The 16,879-nt window shown below is 66.0% G+C and carries 14 protein-coding genes; 5 read left to right on the top strand and 9 right to left on the bottom strand.

The annotated features are described in order from the left end of the window. Positions 1 to 175 precede the first annotated feature (175 nt). The 5 genes from WC815_14450 to WC815_14430 all read right to left on the bottom strand — a co-directional run bounded on the left by WC815_14450 (position 176) and on the right by WC815_14430 (position 6,095). A complete protein-coding gene (locus WC815_14450) occupies positions 176 to 838 on the bottom strand; it encodes a GNAT family protein (GenBank protein ID MFA5909977.1) in 663 nt (220 codons plus the stop codon). Between the two features lie 475 nt (positions 839 to 1,313). Further along, positions 1,314 to 1,973 carry a GNAT family protein gene (locus WC815_14445; GenBank protein ID MFA5909976.1) on the bottom strand — a complete coding sequence of 220 codons (660 nt, stop codon included), beginning with the start codon at positions 1,971 to 1,973 and terminating at the stop codon, positions 1,314 to 1,316. 8 nt (positions 1,974 to 1,981) lie between these two features. Further along, positions 1,982 to 3,892: a S8 family peptidase gene (locus WC815_14440; GenBank protein ID MFA5909975.1), complete on the bottom strand. Its 1,911-nt coding sequence runs from the start codon at positions 3,890 to 3,892 to the stop codon at positions 1,982 to 1,984. 406 nt (positions 3,893 to 4,298) lie between these two features. Further along, a complete protein-coding gene (locus WC815_14435) occupies positions 4,299 to 5,111 on the bottom strand; it encodes an FKBP-type peptidyl-prolyl cis-trans isomerase (protein MFA5909974.1) in 813 nt (270 codons plus the stop codon). 54 nt (positions 5,112 to 5,165) lie between these two features. After that, positions 5,166 to 6,095: a metallophosphoesterase gene (locus tag WC815_14430; GenBank protein MFA5909973.1), complete on the bottom strand. Its 930-nt coding sequence runs from the start codon at positions 6,093 to 6,095 to the stop codon at positions 5,166 to 5,168. A 57-nt stretch (positions 6,096 to 6,152) separates the two neighbouring features. Between WC815_14430 and WC815_14425 the strand changes: the two genes are divergently transcribed. Genes WC815_14425 through WC815_14410 form a run of 4 tightly spaced genes read left to right on the top strand, consistent with a single transcriptional unit; the run spans position 6,153 to position 10,690 of the window. Continuing rightward, the gene (locus WC815_14425) at positions 6,153 to 7,268 is read left to right on the top strand and encodes an STAS domain-containing protein (protein ID MFA5909972.1); all 1,116 of its coding nucleotides are present in this window, start codon (positions 6,153 to 6,155) and stop codon (positions 7,266 to 7,268) included. Next, positions 7,237 to 8,169, top strand: coding sequence for a phospholipase D-like domain-containing protein (locus tag WC815_14420; protein ID MFA5909971.1), 933 nt, complete (start codon positions 7,237 to 7,239; stop codon positions 8,167 to 8,169). Before WC815_14425 ends, WC815_14420 begins: the two co-directional genes overlap by 32 nt. Continuing rightward, positions 8,166 to 9,398, top strand: a complete 1,233-nt coding sequence (locus tag WC815_14415; protein MFA5909970.1) for a porin — start codon at positions 8,166 to 8,168, stop codon at positions 9,396 to 9,398. Before WC815_14420 ends, WC815_14415 begins: the two co-directional genes overlap by 4 nt. A gap of 41 nt (positions 9,399 to 9,439) precedes the next feature. Then, positions 9,440 to 10,690, top strand: a complete 1,251-nt coding sequence (locus WC815_14410; GenBank protein ID MFA5909969.1) for a CotH kinase family protein — start codon at positions 9,440 to 9,442, stop codon at positions 10,688 to 10,690. A gap of 38 nt (positions 10,691 to 10,728) precedes the next feature. Here the strand turns inward: WC815_14410 and WC815_14405 are convergent, their stop codons facing one another. From WC815_14405 to WC815_14390, 4 genes are read right to left on the bottom strand one after another with little or no spacing between them, the layout of a single operon-like run. Then, positions 10,729 to 11,352, bottom strand: a complete 624-nt coding sequence (locus WC815_14405) for a hypothetical protein (GenBank protein ID MFA5909968.1) — start codon at positions 11,350 to 11,352, stop codon at positions 10,729 to 10,731. Continuing rightward, positions 11,319 to 12,074 carry a hypothetical protein gene (locus WC815_14400; protein MFA5909967.1) on the bottom strand — a complete coding sequence of 252 codons (756 nt, stop codon included), beginning with the start codon at positions 12,072 to 12,074 and terminating at the stop codon, positions 11,319 to 11,321. The genes WC815_14405 and WC815_14400 overlap by 34 nt, the downstream gene beginning before the upstream one ends. A gap of 14 nt (positions 12,075 to 12,088) precedes the next feature. Beyond that, entirely contained in the window at positions 12,089 to 13,372 is a 1,284-nt protein-coding gene (gene odhB, locus WC815_14395) for a 2-oxoglutarate dehydrogenase complex dihydrolipoyllysine-residue succinyltransferase (GenBank protein MFA5909966.1), read from the bottom strand. A 5-nt stretch (positions 13,373 to 13,377) separates the two neighbouring features. Then, a complete protein-coding gene (locus WC815_14390; GenBank protein ID MFA5909965.1) occupies positions 13,378 to 16,305 on the bottom strand; it encodes a 2-oxoglutarate dehydrogenase E1 component in 2,928 nt (975 codons plus the stop codon). 140 nt (positions 16,306 to 16,445) lie between these two features. On the opposite strand from WC815_14390, the gene WC815_14385 reads away from it, so the two are divergent. Next, positions 16,446 to 16,877 (top strand): hypothetical protein, encoded by a 432-nt coding sequence (locus WC815_14385; GenBank protein MFA5909964.1) that lies wholly within the window; start codon positions 16,446 to 16,448, stop codon positions 16,875 to 16,877. The last annotated feature ends 2 nt before the right edge of the window (positions 16,878 to 16,879 follow it).

The following is a 16,879-nucleotide window of genomic DNA, read 5'->3' as shown; positions in this document are numbered from 1 at the left end:
AAATAGCCTACAAATATTCCGTAAGTAACTGTTTATAAACACATTAGTAGAAACTGACTCTAAACAGCACACAGAATCTCGATATGGAACGGTTCAGCTGAGAATTTGGCGTACAAAGCAGGGGCCCGAACTCCCTTGGAGATCCGGGCCCGCGGTTGATGACGAGAGAGGCGCGTTAGTGCGAAACGGCGGAGAACTGGATCGACAGGCGCAGCAGGCGCCAGTCTTCCGCGAGCATCCCCCACAGCACCTGGTCGTGATACTGGCCGTCGCGCAGGAACGAGCGGCGCATCACGCCTTCCTGCGCCGCGCCAATCTTACGCAGGGCGCCGTTGCCGCGGCCGTTGGCCACCGCCGAGCGCGCTTCGAGACGACGCGTACGAATGACGTCGAACGCGAAGTCCAGCACGAGGCGGGCGCCCTCGATGAAGATGCCCGTGCCCCAGAAGGCCGAGCCCAGCGCGAAGCCCCACTCGGCCGTCGCGAAGCCGGGCTCGAGCGAGCGGACCTGGAAGATGCCGATACCGGTGTTCATGCCGGCGGGCACGACGACGAAGCAAACGTAGTTGCCGGCCTGGCGCTCACACTGCGTCCACAGGATGAAGCGCTCAAAGCCTTCCACCGTGGTCGGCGGCGGCGAGATGAAGCGCGACACCTCTTCGGTGGTCAGCATCGCCAGCAGCGAGGACGCGTCGTCGAGGCGCATCTCGCGGAGCGTAAAGGTCGAGCCCGCCATTACGGGGAGTCCCGCCTTCCAGTCGCTCGTCGTCACCCCCGTCTGCCTCGGCATCGTGGACGCCATGGCGGAAGCGCGCTCGATGTCGGGTTGGAAGGGCATCTTTTCCATTTAGCGCGCCCCTCCGATCCGTGAGGTGGTTCTCATACCTCAGCCATTAGCAATCTGAACGCCAACCAGAAATGACGACCGAAGCACCAGTGTGTGCAGTCATGTAAAGTCCCTTAAACATCAATATTTGCACGTATTTATATGCCCTCATTCGCGACTGCGAAATGGCACTCAATGACGCAGGCTGTGTCTCGTTTAGGGCCAATTTGACTCAATATTGCCTCAACTAGCAACGATAACTGATTGACCTATAGGCATTTAACAAAAAGTGTGTCGTTATGGGTCACGATTCACCGCAACAGCACAGTGGTTGACCATTTTGGCAGCGTGGTGAGGAAAGGGTCCGGGCCTGGGAACACGACCGAAGTGAAGGGCGGGCAGAAGTGCGCGGAGGGTACAAAAAAAGGCCCGGACACCCCTGGAAATGTCCGAGCCTGAAGGTATTGCTGGTGACGACGGAAAAGCGTTAGTGCGTGACGGCGGCGAACTGGAGCGAGAGGCGCTGCAGGCGCCAATCCTCCGCGAGAATCCCCCATAGCACCTGATCGTGATACTGGCCGTGACGCAGGAACGAGCGGCGGAGCACGCCTTCCTGCACCGCGCCGAGTTTGCGCAGCGCGCCGTTGCCGCGGCCGTTGGCCACCGCCGCGCGCGCTTCGAGGCGGCGCGCGCCGACGACGTCGAACGCGAAGTCGAGCACCAGGCGGGCGCCTTCGACAAACACGCCCGTGCCCCAGAACGGCGAGCCCAGCGCGAAGCCCCACTCGGCGGTGCCGAAGCCGGGCTCGAGCGAGCGGACCTGGAAGATGCCGACGGCGGTCGTCAGGCCGTCGGGCACCACCGCGAAGCAGGCGTAGTTGCCGGCCTGGCGTTCGCGGTGCGTCCACTGGATGAAACGCTCGAAGCCTTCGACCGTGGTCGGCGGCGGCGAGATGAAGCGCGCCACTTCCTCGGTGGTCAGCATCGCCAGCAACGAGGTGGCGTCTTCGAGGCGCAACTCGCGGAGGGTGAAAGTCGAGCCCACCATCACGGGGAGTCCCGACTTCCAGTCGCTGGTTGTCACCGTCGCCGGTGCCGTCGTGGTCGCCATGACCGTGGTCCGCGCCAATTCGGGTTGGAAGGGCATCTTTTCCATTACTGCACCCCTCCCGTCAGGACCTGGGCGCTGAACAGGCCCCACACGATGTTGTTGCCCCACACGATGTTGTCATCGTTGTTGCCCCACACGATGTTGTCATCCGCGCTGTTGCCCCAGACGATGTTGTCCATCCAGTCGTTGCCCCAGACGATGTTGTCCTGGTTGTACTTCTGGACGTTGCCCCACACGATGTTGTCGTCCCAGAAGCCCCACACGATGTTCTCGGCCCAGTAGCCCCACACGATGTTGTCGCCCCAGACGATGTTGTCGCCCCACACGATGTTGTCGGCAATCGAGACGTTGCCCCACACGATGTTGTCGAGCTCGTCCCAGTAGTTGCCCCACACGATGTTGTCGCAACCATCGGCGCAGTTGCCCCACACGATGTTGTCCATCAACGTGTCCATGCCCCAGACGATGTTGTCGTCCCAGCGGCTCATGTGCACGTAGGCGGCGTCGCCGGTGATGAAACGGTCGCCCCAGATGACGCGTTTGCCCCACTTCACCGTCTGGCCATACATGTCTTCGTTGACGCCGGGGACCGAACCGCGGCGCAGCCAGTAGGCCCCGTTCTTGGCGTTGGGGTTGATCATCTTCGCCAGGCGCGTGGCGCCGAGCGCGTTCAGGAAACCCGCGCCCTGCGAAAGCGCGTCCACGCCGGGCATGACGCGCGAGGTGAACTGCATGATCATCTTGACGCTGTTGGCCGACAGCTTCGGGTTGGTCCCGAGGATGAGGGCCGCGGTGCCGGCCGCCATCGGCGACGCCATGCTGGTGCCGCTCAGCGTCATGTAGTGCGCCGGCCCGCCAGCCTCCAGCCCGCCAGTGACCTGCAGCTGAGGATAGGTGTTGAACAGGTAGCTGCCGGGCGCCGACAGGGAAATCACCTTGTGGCCGGTGGCGACGATGTCGGGCTTGGCGAAGAAGTCGAAGCGCGACGGGCCCCGCGAGCTGTAGTCGGCGACGCGGTCGTCACCGAAGTCAGCGGTGTTGTTGGTGTCGCCCGAACCCACGCAGATGGCGCGGGGCGCATTACAGGGAACGCCGACGCCGCCGTAGCCAACCGCGCCGGTCTTGGGGTTAATCCCCATGTTGCCGGCGGCGGTGACGACGACGACGCCCGCTTCCGATAGGCGCTGCACGGCCTTCACCATCGGGTCGCTCGAGGACGGCTCGAAGATGGGGTGGCCGAGCGAGAGGTTCACGACCTTGATGCCGTAGGCAGCGCGGTTCTTGTAGACCCAGTCCAGCGCGTCGATGACGTCGCTGGTCTTGCCCGAGCAGTCGTTGCCGAGCACGCGAACCACGACGAAATTGGACTCGTCCGAGACGCCGGCGTAGTCGCCTTCGGAGGCGATGCCGCTGCCGCCGATGATGCCGGCGACGTGCGTGCCGTGGCCGCAACCGTCAACCGGCGTGGTGCCTCCGGTCACGAAGTCCTTGAACTTGAGGATGCGGGCCGGCGCGATGTCGGGGTGGGGCTGGTAGCCCGAGTCGATGACCGCGACGGTCACGCCGGTGCCGCGGCGGTTGTAGCTGGCCTTGGCGATCTTGGCGCCGAGGCCGCGCACGAACTTGGCGCGCGCCTGGGTTTCGGCCGCCGCCACTTCGACGGTCGCGTCATACGAGATGCGCTCCGCGTAGTCAACGGTGCCGAACGCCGCCGGGCTCGCGAACACGTTGAGGGACGGCGACTCTTCGCCATCCATCTTCCGCACCGCGGCGCCCTTGGTCAGGAGTTCGTCGAAGGCGCGGTCGCGATCCGCGATGGTCGCAAACCGCATGATGACCCGGGAGAAGGAGCCGGAATTCCACGCTTCCCGCACCGCATCATCAAACTTGGTCGTGATGTCGGTGGTGGTCTGCGCCGCGACGGGGGTTGCCAGCAGTGCCGCGAACAGAGCCATGAGCAGGGAACGGCCCCAGACTGCCTTCTTCCGGGGGCTGGGGGGAGCTGATAGGAGTCGCATACGCCACATTGTAGAGCAATTTCAGGGCCATTTGGCACTCTGTCGTCAACAATGTCGTATTGAGTCCTATTAATCGAGTTTCCTCAATGTTTTTGAATGCCTGTCATGCCAGTCATTAGGACGTCGATATACGACAGAAACGTTGTCTGTCCAAATCCAGCCCATCCATCGGATTAAAACTGCGCATTTGCGTCTCTAATTACTAGAAAACAAACTATTTATTCATATCGTGTTTCATTTTGAGAGGCGATTTCTGTTTTGGAACACGAAGAGGCGGGAAATTACGGCAAGCGTGCTCCCCGGTGCCCAGGGCACCTTTCGGCACCCCGGGCCCCCAGTGCCCCTATTTGATGGCTATCAACTCGACGTCGAACACCAGCATGCCGCGCGGCGGACGCTCGCCCTTGTAAGCCAGGCGCTCGGGGATCCAGAAGCGCATCTTCTCGCCCACGGTCATCAGCTGAACGCCTTCGGTCCAGCCCTCGATCACCTCGCTCAACCCGAACGTCGCGGGCTGGCCGCGCTCGACGGAGCTGTCGAACATCTTGCCGTCGGTCGTCCAGCCCGTGTAGTGGACCGTCACGCTGCTGCTCTTCTTGGGCATCGCGCCGCCCTTGCCTGGGCGCAGCGACTTGTAGGCGAGGCCGGATGGCGTCTTTTTCGCATCCGCGGGCGCGGCGGCCACGTCGGGCGGCGGGGTGCTCGGCGACGGGCTGAACTCGATCATCTCGACGTCGAAGACCAGCATCCCGGCGGGGCGTCCGGGCTGGCCGCCATAGGCGAGCTCCTGTGGAATCCAGAAGCGACGCTTCTCGCCGGCCACCATCAGCTGCACGCCTTCACCCCAGCCCTTGATCACGCGGTTCACGGGAAAGGTGCTCGGCGCGTTGCGCGCGAGCGAGCTGTCGAACATCTTGCCGTCGGTCGTCCAGCCGGTGTAGTGCACGGTCACCATGTCGGTGGCGCCGGGTTTGGCGGTGCCCGTGCCCGGGGTCAGCACCTTGAAGGCCAGGCCCGACGTCGTCTTGGTGGCGTCAGCCGGTGGCTTGGCCACGTCTGTGGGAGCGGGAATCGGCGTGAAGGCCGGGCGCGGCTGCGCGGCCAGCGACAACGCCATGGCGAACGTCAGGACCAGGGTCGAAATGAGACGAGTCATCTTCGTATCGTGGACCGTGGAGCCGCGGCCGCGCAAGATCGAATGCAGCGGCAACTACGAGCGGCAGGTGTCGAGGCCCGAGTCGCCGACCGAGCCGTCAAGACCGAGGAACGCCCACTCCACGAGGGCCGGCCTGAGGATGAAGCGGACGACGCCGTGCTGCCTGAGGCGCGCCTCGGAATTGGCGGCCACCCGCACGAAGCTGTAGAGATCGGCGCCGCCGGTGCCGGCCGTGATCTGGCGGATGCCGTTGACCGGATCGGGGGTGCCGTCCGCCAGCTGGCGCCCGAAGCGTTCGTAGACGTGATCGTGGCCGTTCAGCACCACTTCGACGCGCGACGTTTCGAGCAGCGACCACATGTCGCGCATGAAGGCGTTCGGCCCGTTGGGACCGGACGAAAAGAGCGGATGGTGCCACACCGCCATCGTGCACGGCGTGCGCTGCGCCTGGAGTTGTTGCCGGGCAAACTCCCACTGTGCCGATCCGCGTCCGGCGAGGACGTTGGAGTTCAACATCAGGATCAGCCAATCGCCGGCCATGACGGCATGGTAGCCCGTGCGATCGACGCCGGCGGCGGCCCCGAAGTATTCGAAGTAGGGGGCGGCACCCGGGCTGTCGTATTCGTGATTACCTGGCACGGCGTGCCACCGGGCCCGGAACCTTCCCCACTCCGGGTTGAAGCAATCGCGGAAGTTGGCCGCGGTGCCCTGCGGGTAGGCGAGGTCGCCGGCGAGGAGGAGTTGGCCTTCGAGGCCGGCCACCAGCCGCGCGGTTTGCGCCACGGCGGGCCGGTCGCACATCCCGATGTCGCCGACGCCGAGCATCACGACGGTTTGTCCGGAAGGGGTGCCGGTGCCCGGCGTGTTACCGCCACCGGGGTTAGAGGGCGCGGAGGGAGAGCCCGAACACCCCAAGGCCATGCCCAGGGCCGCCGCCGTGATCGCCGTTCGAAAGAGTCGAGTCCCGCGAGTGGTGAACGGCATCGGCCTTTTCACCATCGTTGCATACGTGGTACCGTTCCGCCACCGAAGCTCAGGCTTATGGCCACCACTGACAAATCCGCCAAGTCGAACCGGCTGCTGCTGTCACCCCAGGAACCGCTGGTGGCCGGAGGTCCGGCGGAAGAGCTCGAACGCCGCATCCAGGAAGTGTTCAAGGCCAATTACGAACACGTGGTCATCGACCTGCGCGGCGTGCCCAACGCCGACAGCGCCGGCATCCGCGCGCTGGTGCGCGGCCACACCACGGCGCAGCGGCTGAATCGCCGCTTCACGCTGGTGTCGCCCAACCCGCGCGTGCGCGAGATTCTCGAACTGTCGCTGCTGACGCGCGTGCTCGAAATCGTGGACTCGCTGGTCGAGGCCAAGACCCGGACCATTCCCTGGGATCGCGTCTGGTCGGGCGTCGCGGTGGCCATCGTCGGCCTCGCGCTCGTCGGCGTCGGCATGGCCTGGCCCGGTCTCGGGCTCCCAGGCGGGGCGACGGACAACGCGCCCTTCCAGGGCGGATCGGGGGCGGAGTATCCGCTGTCCCATCCGATGTTCGAGTTGGTCAAGCTGATTGCCGCGGCGGTGATCGGCATGCTGGTGACCGTCGTGCACCGGCAGTACCGGTCGGAACGGCAAGCCAACCCCGGGCTCGATCAGGCACAGGTGCTGTTGTGCATCGCCGGCGCGCTGATGATGATCATCATCGGCAACTCGGTGGCCCGCGCCTTCGGCATCGCCGGCGCCGCCAGCATCATCCGGTTTCGCACGCCGGTCGAAGACGCCCGCGACATCACCATCCTGTTCATCCTGATGGGCCTCGGCATGGCGGCCGGTCTCGGCGCGCTGGCCGTGGCGGGGCTGGGCACGCTCTTTCTCTGCGCCATGATCCCCATCCTCAACATCTTCAGTTCCGAGCGCCCGCGGACGATGACGGTGGAGATCATTTCTGAAGATCGCGAGTTCCCGACCGCGCACGTGCACCACGTGTTCGCGGTGAATGGCATCCTCTTTGAGCCCCGCGAAGTGTCGCAGGGCGACGAGGCGACCGCCAAGTACCTCACCACGCTCAAGCCGACCGACTCGCTCGAAGACCTGAGCGGACAGCTCATGGGCGACGGCAAGAAGGGCATCAAGAATGTCTCCTGGTCGGCGCCCAAGCGCGGCTAAGCCGCGCGCCATCGCCAAGCCCCGCGGGGCCGCGACTCCCGGCAAGGAACAACTCATACTCGACCCGGCCGAGCGCAAGGCCGCGCTGTTGGGCGTGATCGCGGGCGCGAAGCAGCGTCTCGTGCTGTCGCTGTTCCGGTGTGACGACTTCTCGGTGCTCGATGCGCTGGCCAGCGCGCTCGAGCGCGGGTGCCAGGTCGAAGCCATCCTGACCAAGCGCGCCAAGGGCGGCAAGAAGCGCCTCAAGAAGTTGTGGGGCGCCCTCGAAGAAATGGGCGCCGTCGTCACGCGCTACGCCGACCCGGTGGTGAAGTACCACGCCAAGTACCTGGTGGCGGACGAGTCCACGGCGATCGTGACGACGCTGAATCCGACCAGGAAGTGCTTTTCGCGGACGTGGGACGCCGTGCTGATCACCCAGGACACCTCGGTGGTGGCGGGCCTGCTGACGCTGTTTCGCGCCGATTCGACCGGGGCGCCGCTGCCGTCGCGGCGCCCGATCAGCCGCCGGCTGATTGTCGGGCCCGAACGGTCGCGCGCCGAGATTCGCTCGCTGATTACCGGCGCCAGCCACAGCATCCGCATCCTCGACCACAAGCTGTCGGACCCCGACCTGGTCGGGCTGCTGCGGGCGCGCCGCAACGAGGGCATCACGGTGTCGGTGATCGGCCGCCACCCGATGGGCGCCGTGGTGCCGCACGGCAAGATGATGATCATCGACGAGCAGCGCGCAATTCTGGGCAGCACTGCGCTGTCAACGCTGAGCCTGGACTTCCGGCGGGAAGTTTCGGTGGTCATTCACCACCCGGCGCTGGTCAAACAGCTCAACATGGCGTATCAACAGTTGAGCGCGCGGGCCGGGGCATTGGCCGCGCACCTTCCCGGAGACCGCATCGCATGAGGAAGATTCTGGTGGCCGCCCTGGTGCTGGTGGCCGGCGCAACGACGGCGGCGGCCCAGGACAAGGGCGGGTTGGTCTGGGACGATCGCCCGACGATCGTGTTCGGCGACGACATCACGCTGGGCATTCGCGCCAAGCTGCAGCTGGACTGGCGGCGGTTCGATCCCGTGATCGACGAAGACACCTACGACTTCCGCACGTTGCGCGTTGCGATAAAGGGCGACCTCACCCGTCACTTCGACTACGAGGTCGAGCGCGCCATCGACAAGGACGGCCAGTTCGGCGAGTGGAAAGACGTGTTCGTCAACTGGACGACGTTCGACGTCATCCGGATCAAGGGCGGGCGCTTCAAGATGCCGTTCGGCCTCGAACAGAACACCGGCGCCACCGACGTGGACTTTGCCTATCGCAGCCTGGCCTCGTCCACGATCGCGCCGGGCCGCGATCGCGGCGTGATGGCCTACGGCGAGCTCGGACGCCTCGGCTACGAGTTCGGCGTGTTCGATGACGATGGCGACAACGGCGAGCTGAAGGAGCCGCAGTTCGTCGAGGCGGGTGAGGACCTCAAGGGGGTCGGGCCCTCGTTTGCCGGCCGCCTGACGGTGGACCTGTTCCGGGCGCTGCCGGTGCCCGATAAGCTCAAGAGCGCCAACTTCGGCTTTGCTTACACCACGGCGGACGTGCCCGAAGGCCTCAACAGCCTCCGCGGACAGTCGGTGTGGGGCACCGAGGATTTCTTCGAGCCGGTCTACGTGAAGGGCCGCCGGCAGCGGTACGGCGGGCAGTTCGACTGGACGCCCGGGCCGACCGGGCTCAAGGCGGAATGGATGCAGTCACGCGAAGAACGCACCGGGCAGAGCAACCGCAACCAGGACCTGTCGGATTTCATCGGCACCGGCTGGTATGTGAGCGGCACGTGGTTCGTCACGGGTGAAGACAAGGACAACGACATCAACCCGCGGCACCCGATCTTCCAGGGCGGCATTGGCGCCATCGAGGTCGGCGCGCGCTACGATCGGCTGGCGTTCGGCAGCGCGACGGAAGTCGGCACCCCTTTCACCAACCCGCGATCGGATCACCTGGTGACGAATTCCGATCGGGTGTGGACCTTCGGCGTGAACTGGATGCTCAACCGCTGGGTGCGGGTGATGACCAACGCGATCCACGAGGACTTCGAAGACAGCTCGAGGACTCCGCAGCCCGGCACCGCGTCGTTCTGTCCGGCTTGATGAGGTTGCAAGTTGTCTTCTGATCCACACAGGATGGATGAATGAAGTTGCTTCGTCATTGCGTCCTCGCCGTCGCCATGGTCGTGTGCGTGGCGGGCGGTGCCGCGGCGCAGACGTCCGGCGATTTCTTCAACCCGGAGGCCCTGCAGCGCCTCGAGCTCTGGTTGAACTCGTCGGACTGGTCCAAGCTGAAGGCCGCTTTCCAGGAGAACACCTACTATCCCGCGGACGTGACCTGGAACGGCATCACGGTGCGCAACGTCGGCATCCGCTCGCGCGGCCTCGGCTCGCGCAGCGGCACCAAGCCGGGCCTGCGCGTGGACTTCGACAGGTACGCGACCGACCAGACCTTTCTCGGCCTCAAGTCGTTCGTGCTCGACAACCTGACCCAGGACCATTCGGGCGTCAAGGAAACCGTGGCGATGGGGTTCCTCGCGCGCCTCGGGATTCCCGCGCCGCGCGAGACCCACGCCGCCCTCTACGTGAACGGCACCTACGCCGGGCTCTACGGCCTGGTCGAGTCGGTGGACAAGACGATGATGGGCCGGGTGTTCGGCAGCATCGGCGAGGACGTCCAGAACGACGGCTACCTGTTCGAATACAACTACGTGCTCGACAGCCCGTGGCGGTTCGACTACGAGGGTTCGAGCCTGGAACCGTACAAGCAGCGGTTCTCCATCAAGACCAACGAGAGCAAGAGCGACAGCACGATCTGGGGGCCGATCGAGGAAGTGGTGCGGCTGGTCAACGACACGCCTTCGACCAGCTTCGAGGCGACGGTCGGGGCCAGGCTCGACCTGGCCGCCTTCGTCCGCTACATCGCCGCCCAGAACTTCATCGCGCAGAACGACGGCTTCACCGGCTACGACGGAATGAACAACTTCTACCTGTACCGCCTCGAGAACAGCTCGACTCACGTGTTCATCGCGTGGGACGAAGACAACGCGTTTCTCTCGCCCGAGTTCCAGATCACGACGCGCCTGGACGAGAACGTCCTCGCCCGCAAGACCATCCAGCTGGCGGCCTTCAGCTCCCAGTATTTCAGCGTCCTGCTCGAAGCCGCCACCTCGGCCAGCGACTGGATGCAGGCGGAGACGCAGCGCCAGCTGGCGATGATCGCCGACGCCATGCAGAGCGACACGCTGAAGCCGTATTCGAATGCCGAGCACGCGACCGCCCGCGATGCGATGCTGGCCTTCGGCCCCGCGCGCGTTACTTACGTACAGTGCGAGGTGGCGAAGACTGTGGGGACGACGCGCCCGGCCGGGTGCCCCGCCTCCGCTGGCCAGTAATCCACGCCAGCTTCGGCGAGGTCTCGCCCGTAGCCGCGTCAGCGGCGAAGGCGGATCATAGCGGCCTTGGCGGCCTGCGCAACCCCGTTTCCAGACAACTGATAAACGCGCTTGCCGCGTGCCTTCTCGAGCGCGGCAATCACCTGTGCGCGCGTCTTCTTCGAGAGCAGCCTGGGCGCCGACGCTTCGAAGAGCGCGGCGCAGTATTCGGGATAGCCACGGTCCAGCCGCGGCTTCCACGCCCGGTGGACCTTGCGTTCGGGCGCCAGGCCCTGCACGTCCGGCGGCGGCGCGAACCGCAGCAGCTCACGAAGCCACTGCTCGGGCAGGCCGCAGCCGGCGCCGAAGGCAATCGCGGTTTCCACGTACGGCGCCGCAATCACCAGAGCGCCGGTGTCGAGGGCGGGGCGAATCTCCCATCGCAGCCGGAAGGCGAGATCCGCGGCGTAGACCAGCGACAGCGTCCGCGGCGAGACGGCGGCGCGTTCGCCCGCCTGGGCCAGTTCGCCGAACAGGCCCGACGCGTCCCAGCGGCTGACGGCACAGGTCACGCCGCGCCGGCGCAGTTGCGCCACGAGTGACTCCGCGGCCTTGGCGACGTCGGCCCCGCGCGAGCCGTCGATGGCGATCAGGCGGCCGGGGCCTTGGGTTTCCTGAGCCATTCTTCCACTGCTTCCTGGCTGAACACGGGCCACGGGCGCTTCTCGACCTTCTCGACCAGCTCCCGGACCTGGGTGTGCTGGCGATAGACCGCTTCGCCGGCGTCCACCGTCACGAACTTGAAGATCACCGAGAGGTTCTCGTACTCGGTGACCACGCGATCGATGAAGCGGCCATAGCTGGCCACCGGGTCGTCGATGCCGGTCACGTCCTGGCCGGCCTCGTAGAAGTGGGGAGACCGGGTGGAGGCGATGCGCCGCTGTGAATCCTCCGGCGTCATCGAGAAGTAGATGACGAGGTCAGGCCAGAGGAGCGGCGAGTAGGCGTGCAGCAGCCAGTCGAGTTCGAGGCCGCGGGCGGCGTCGCGGGCGAGCGCCGTGAAGAGATAGCGGTCCGCGAGCACGGTCTTGCCGGCCCACAGCGCCGGCAGGATCGAGGTTTCGATGCGATGGCGGAAGTCAACGGCGTGGAGCAGCGAGTATTCCTCGCTGGACAGCGTGCGGATGCGCTTGCGGACCTTGAGCAACGGCTTGATCAGCGGCGAGGACGCCCAGCGGGTGGAGAGGACCTGGTGGCCCCGGCTCTCGAGCCACGTCTTCAGCAGCTTCCGCTGGGTGGTCTTGCCGGACCCGTCCGGGCCCTCAAAGGCAATCAGCAGGCCGCGCGTCGCCTCACGCGCGGCCATGAGCTGCTTGATCGTCCGGGCCGTCGCGGTCCGCGCCATTCGGGATGCCGGGGCTACGCGTCCAGCAGCATCCAGGCCGGGTCTTCGATGTATTCCTTGATCTTCACCAGGAACTGGACCGCTTCGCGGCCATCGACCAGCCGGTGGTCGTAGCTGAGGGCCAGGTACATCATCGGCCGGATCACGACCTGGCCGTTGACCGGCACGGCGCGGTCGGCGATCTTGTGCAGGCCGAGGATGCCGACCTGCGGCGGGTTGAGAATCGGCGTGCTCATCAGCGAGCCGAAGACGCCGCCGTTGGTGATCGTGAAGGTGCCGCCCTTTAAATCCTCGAGCGTCAGCGTGCCGTCCTTGGCGCGCGCCGCGAAGTCGCGAATCCCCAGCTCGATGCCGGCAAACCCCAGCTGGTCGGCGTCACGCAACACCGGCACCACCAGCCCGCCCTCGGCGCCGACCGCCATGCCGATGTCGTAGTAGTGCTTGTAGACGATTTCGTCGCCCTGGATTTCCGCGTTGATCTGCGGGAACGCCTTGAGCGCGCCGACCGCGGCCTGAACGAAGAACGAGGCGATGCCCACGCTCACGCCGTGCTTCCTGGCGAAGGCTTCCTTGCGCCGCTCGCGCAGCGCCATCAGGGCGCTCATGTCCACCTCGTTGAAGGTGGTGAGCATCGCCGCCGTGTGCTGGGCTTCAACCAAACGCCTGGCGATGGTCGCGCGCCTCTTACTCATTCGCTCACGAGTTTCACTTCGTTCGCCTGCCGGCCCGCCTTCGCGGCCGGAGGCCGCTACGGCGAGGTCTCGCCGTAGCTCGCCAGAGCCTGAGCGAGCGGAGGCGGATGCCGCCGGAGCGGCGGCTTTCAACACATCCTGCTTGGTGACACGCGCTCCGGACGACTCGACTGACTCGAGCTTGACGTCGTGCGCCTTGGCAACATTCTTCGCAGTTGGCGTGGCCTTCTTCTCGGCTGCCGGCGGCTCCTGCACCTTAGGCCCGCCTTCGCTCGCCGGGCTGCCGGCGAGCTTCGGCGAGGTCTCGCCGGAGCGGCCTGCGGCCGCGGAGGCGGACACCTCAGGCACATTAGGCACCGCGTCGGTGCCGGCCTCCTCAAGAATCGCCAGCACTTCTCCGACTTTAACGTCCGCGCCTTCCTCGTGCTTGATGGCGCCCATCACGCCGGCGCGATCCGCGCTCACTTCCAGGTCGATCTTCTCGGTCTCGAGTTCGACCAGCGCGTCACCGGCGGCCACGCTGTCGCCCGGCTTCTTCAGCCACTTCGCGACCCGCGCTTCGACCACCGACTCGCCGAGTTCCGGAACCACAATGTTCGTTGCCATTTTTCCTAAACCTGCTTCGAGAGGACGCGATCGAGTTCTTTCGTTTCGGCCTTGGCTTCAAAGGCCTGCTCGACAATCGCCCGCTGGTTGGCGGCGTGCCAGCTGGACGAGCCTTCCGACGGGCTCGAGTTGCGGATGCGCCCGATGTAGCGCAGCGGCCAGCGGCCGTCGATGAGCGACTCCAGCAACGGGCGCACGAACTCCCACGCGCCCATGTTTTCCGGCTCTTCCTGGACCCAGCACACCTCGCGCAGCTTCGGGTAGCGCGCCATCACATCGCCAATCGCCGTGTCGGGGAACGGGTAGAGCTGCTCGACGCGGGCAATGGCCACGTTGGGGTTGCTCTTGCGCTGCTCGCTGGTCATGAGGTCAACCGCGACCTTGCCGCTGCACAGCACCAGCCGGCGCACCTTCCCCGGCTGAATGATCATCTCGTCGCCCCTCGACTCCGCCCGGGGCGACGCTGAGCCAGTCGCAGGGTCGTCGATGACCCGCTGGAACTTGCCCTCGGCCAGCTCGGTTGGCGTGGACGCGGTGAAGCCGTGCCGCAGCAGGCTCTTGGGTGTCATCACGATCAACGGCAGCGGATCCGTGTTCAGCAGCAGCGCCTGGCGCCGCAGCACGTGGAAGTACTGCGCCGCCGTCGTGCAGTTGACGACGCGGATGTTGGTGTCGGCGGCCGCATTGAGGAAGCGCTCGAGGCGGGCGCTCGAGTGATCCGGGCCCTGGCCTTCGTAACCGTGCGGCAGCAGCAGCACCAGCGACGGCGACATGCCCCACTTGGCGCGGCTCGAGGTGAGGTACTCGTCGAGGATGATTTGCGCGCCGTTGATGAAGTCGCCGTACTGCGCTTCCCACACCACGAGGCGGCCGGGCTCCTGGAGGCTGTAGCCCAGCTCGAAGCCGACGCAGGCGTATTCGGAGAGCGGGCTGTTCCGGATCTCGAACGCCGCCTTCGCCTGGCTGAGCCGCTGCAGCGGCACGTGCTCGTCGCCGGTCGCCATGTCGTGATAGACCGCGTGCCGGTGGCTGAAGGTGCCGCGCTCGACGTCTTCGCCGGTCAACCGGATGGCGATGCCGTCGGCCAGGATCGAGGCCAGCGCGAGCTCTTCGGCGGCGGCCCAGTCGATGCTGCGCTCGCCGGGTTCGGTGAACATCGCCTTGCGCCGTTCGCGCCCGCGCTCGAGCTTGCGGTGCACGGCAAAGCCGTCCGGCACCTTGAGCAGCTCCGCGTTCAACTCCGCGAGGCGCGCCAGCGGCATCGCCGTCTTGGCCTTGGTGGCGGCGCCGCTCGGCGGCACCTCGGGCACCGGCGGCACGTAGTCCTGCTCCGGCTTGACCGCGGCGTAGGCCTGCTCGAGCGCCGTCATGCGCTCGCGCACCATCTCGTCGGCGCGCTCCGGCGAGACCTGTCCGGCGTCGGCCAGCGCCCGCGCGTACTTCTCGCGCACGGTCGGGTGGCCGGCCACAATCTGGTAGACCTGCGGCTGCGTGAACGCCGGCTCGTCGCCTTCGTTGTGCCCGTAGCGGCGATAGCCGACCAGGTCGATCAGGAAGTCGAGCTTGAACCGCTGGCGGTAGGCGATGGCCAGCCGCGCCGCCTCGATGCAGGCCGCCGGGTCGTCGGCATTGACGTGCGTGATCGGAATCTTGAACCCGCGCGCCAGGCCGCTGGCGTAGCTGGTACTGAACGACTCGCCGGGGTCGGTGGTGAAGCCGACCTGGTTGTTGGCGATGATGTGGATGATGCCGCCGACGTCGTAGCCTTCGAGCCGCGACAGGTTGAGCGTTTCCGCCACCACGCCCTGGCCGGGGAATGCCGAATCGCCGTGGATCAGGATGGCGAGCACCTTGCCCTTGTCGACCACCGCCGGGCCCGGCTTGTCGACCGACGTCGCCGCCGCCCGCGCCATGCCGTTCAACACCGGATCCACCGCTTCGAGGTGGCTCGGGTTGGGTGGCATCGAGATGGTCACCTGCCGCGGCAACCCTTCGGGCCGCGCCTCGATGCGGGCGCCGGCATGGTACTTCACGTCGCCCATCCAGCCCAGGTCGACGCGCAGCCGGTCCTTCAGCACCGGGTCCTTGAACTCCGCGAGGATCTGCGTGTACGGCTTCTGCAGGATGTGCGCGAGCACGTTCAAGCGGCCGCGATGCGCCATCGCGATCATCACGTGCTGCACGCCGCCTTCGGCGGCGTCGTGGATGATCTCGTCGATGATCGGCACCATCATGTCGAGGCCTTCGATCGAGAAGCGCGTCTTGCCCGGGAACGTCCGCTGCAGGAAGCGCTCGAAGGTCTCGACCTCGGTGATGCGATCGAGCAGCTCGACGCCGTTGATCGGATCCGCCGGCGGCCGGAACTGGCCCGACTCGACGGCGTGGCGCAGCCACACCCGCTCGTCGGGGACGAACACCTGGTTGTGGTCGTGGCCGGTGGTCGAGCAGTAGATGTCGCGCAGGCGGGCGATGGCCTCGAACGCGTTCGCCGTGCCGGCGGCCGTCGGTCCCGAGACGATCGACGCCGGCAGCTTCTTCAGCGTGTCGGTGGTCAGGCCATGCGAGGCCGCCGCCAGCGACGGATCGCCGATGGGATCATGGAAGCCGAGCGGATCGACGCGCGCCGCCAGGTGCCCGAATCGGCGGATCGACTCGGCTAGGGTAAACGCGGCAATCGCCGCCTTCGCGTTGTCCGACAGGTCGGAGGGCCCGCCTTCGCGGCCAACGGCCGCTTCCACCTTCGCGCCTGCCGGCGCTACGGTGGACAAGTCGGTGGGCAGGCTTGGTCTGGGTTCTGTCGGGTCGGCGGGAGTCCAAGTAGCAAACGCCCGGCGGGTCGCCTCGTCCACCGACGAGGGATCGCGCTGGTAGCGCTCGAACAACTCGTAGACATACCCCGCGTTGGCCCCGGTAAACTGGTCCCACGGGTTCATAACCTTTCTACTTTATCCCGCCTTCGCCCTCCGGGCTACGGCGGGGCAGGCCCGAATCGCCCTCCGGGCTACGGCGGGGCAAGCCCGAATCGCCCTCTGGGGCTGCGACGGGCGGGAAAGGCTCGCAAACGAGACAAAAAATGACGCAACAGCCAACCTACGACGACGTGAACTTGATTCTGCGACTGTATGAGATGCGTCGCGAAGAGCGCATGCGGAAGGCGCGGGCGTGGTTCACCGCCAACTGCAAGGCCAAGAGCTACGAGGAACTCCTCAAGCTGGCGCCCGGCGGCACCGACGAGAACGCCTCGGTCCGCATGGTGACGTCGTACTGGGACCTGGTGTCGTCATTCATGACCTCCGGTGTGCTCAACAAGGAGCTGTTCTTCCAGAGCGGCCGCGAGCTGCTGCTGGTGTGGGAGCGGGTGCGGGACTACCTGCCCGGGATGCGCGAGGCCTACAAGGATCCCGGCTACTTGAAGCACCTGGAAACCATCGGCAACGAGTTCGCCGCCTACTTCCAGAAACAGGACCAGGGCGCGTACGAAGCCTTCGTGAAGCGGGTCAAGTGAAC

The sequence above is a fragment of the Vicinamibacterales bacterium genome, assembly GCA_041659285.1.
Taxonomy (GTDB): domain Bacteria; phylum Acidobacteriota; class Vicinamibacteria; order Vicinamibacterales; family UBA2999; genus 12-FULL-67-14b.
Note: the sequence above shows the minus strand (reverse complement) of the source record. Positions and strands in the feature narration are given on the sequence as shown.

Excerpts from the sequence above, each read along its gene's own strand:
- WC815_14450 (MFA5909977.1), bottom strand. The coding sequence starts at position 838 with ATGCCCTTCCAACCCGACATCGAGCGCGCTTCCGCCATGGCGTCCACG.
- WC815_14385 (MFA5909964.1), top strand. The coding sequence starts at position 16,446 with ATGACGCAACAGCCAACCTACGACGACGTGAACTTGATTCTGCGACTG.
- WC815_14420 (MFA5909971.1), top strand. The coding sequence starts at position 7,237 with ATGTCTCCTGGTCGGCGCCCAAGCGCGGCTAAGCCGCGCGCCATCGCC.
- WC815_14405 (MFA5909968.1), bottom strand. The coding sequence starts at position 11,352 with ATGGCTCAGGAAACCCAAGGCCCCGGCCGCCTGATCGCCATCGACGGC.
- WC815_14390 (MFA5909965.1), bottom strand. The coding sequence starts at position 16,305 with ATGAACCCGTGGGACCAGTTTACCGGGGCCAACGCGGGGTATGTCTAC.
- odhB (MFA5909966.1), bottom strand. The coding sequence starts at position 13,372 with ATGGCAACGAACATTGTGGTTCCGGAACTCGGCGAGTCGGTGGTCGAA.
- WC815_14425 (MFA5909972.1), top strand. The coding sequence starts at position 6,153 with ATGGCCACCACTGACAAATCCGCCAAGTCGAACCGGCTGCTGCTGTCA.
- WC815_14435 (MFA5909974.1), bottom strand. The coding sequence starts at position 5,111 with ATGACTCGTCTCATTTCGACCCTGGTCCTGACGTTCGCCATGGCGTTG.
- WC815_14445 (MFA5909976.1), bottom strand. The coding sequence starts at position 1,973 with ATGCCCTTCCAACCCGAATTGGCGCGGACCACGGTCATGGCGACCACG.
- WC815_14430 (MFA5909973.1), bottom strand. The coding sequence starts at position 6,095 with ATGCCGTTCACCACTCGCGGGACTCGACTCTTTCGAACGGCGATCACG.
- WC815_14410 (MFA5909969.1), top strand. The coding sequence starts at position 9,440 with ATGAAGTTGCTTCGTCATTGCGTCCTCGCCGTCGCCATGGTCGTGTGC.
- WC815_14415 (MFA5909970.1), top strand. The coding sequence starts at position 8,166 with ATGAGGAAGATTCTGGTGGCCGCCCTGGTGCTGGTGGCCGGCGCAACG.
- WC815_14400 (MFA5909967.1), bottom strand. The coding sequence starts at position 12,074 with ATGGCGCGGACCGCGACGGCCCGGACGATCAAGCAGCTCATGGCCGCG.
- WC815_14440 (MFA5909975.1), bottom strand. The coding sequence starts at position 3,892 with ATGGCTCTGTTCGCGGCACTGCTGGCAACCCCCGTCGCGGCGCAGACC.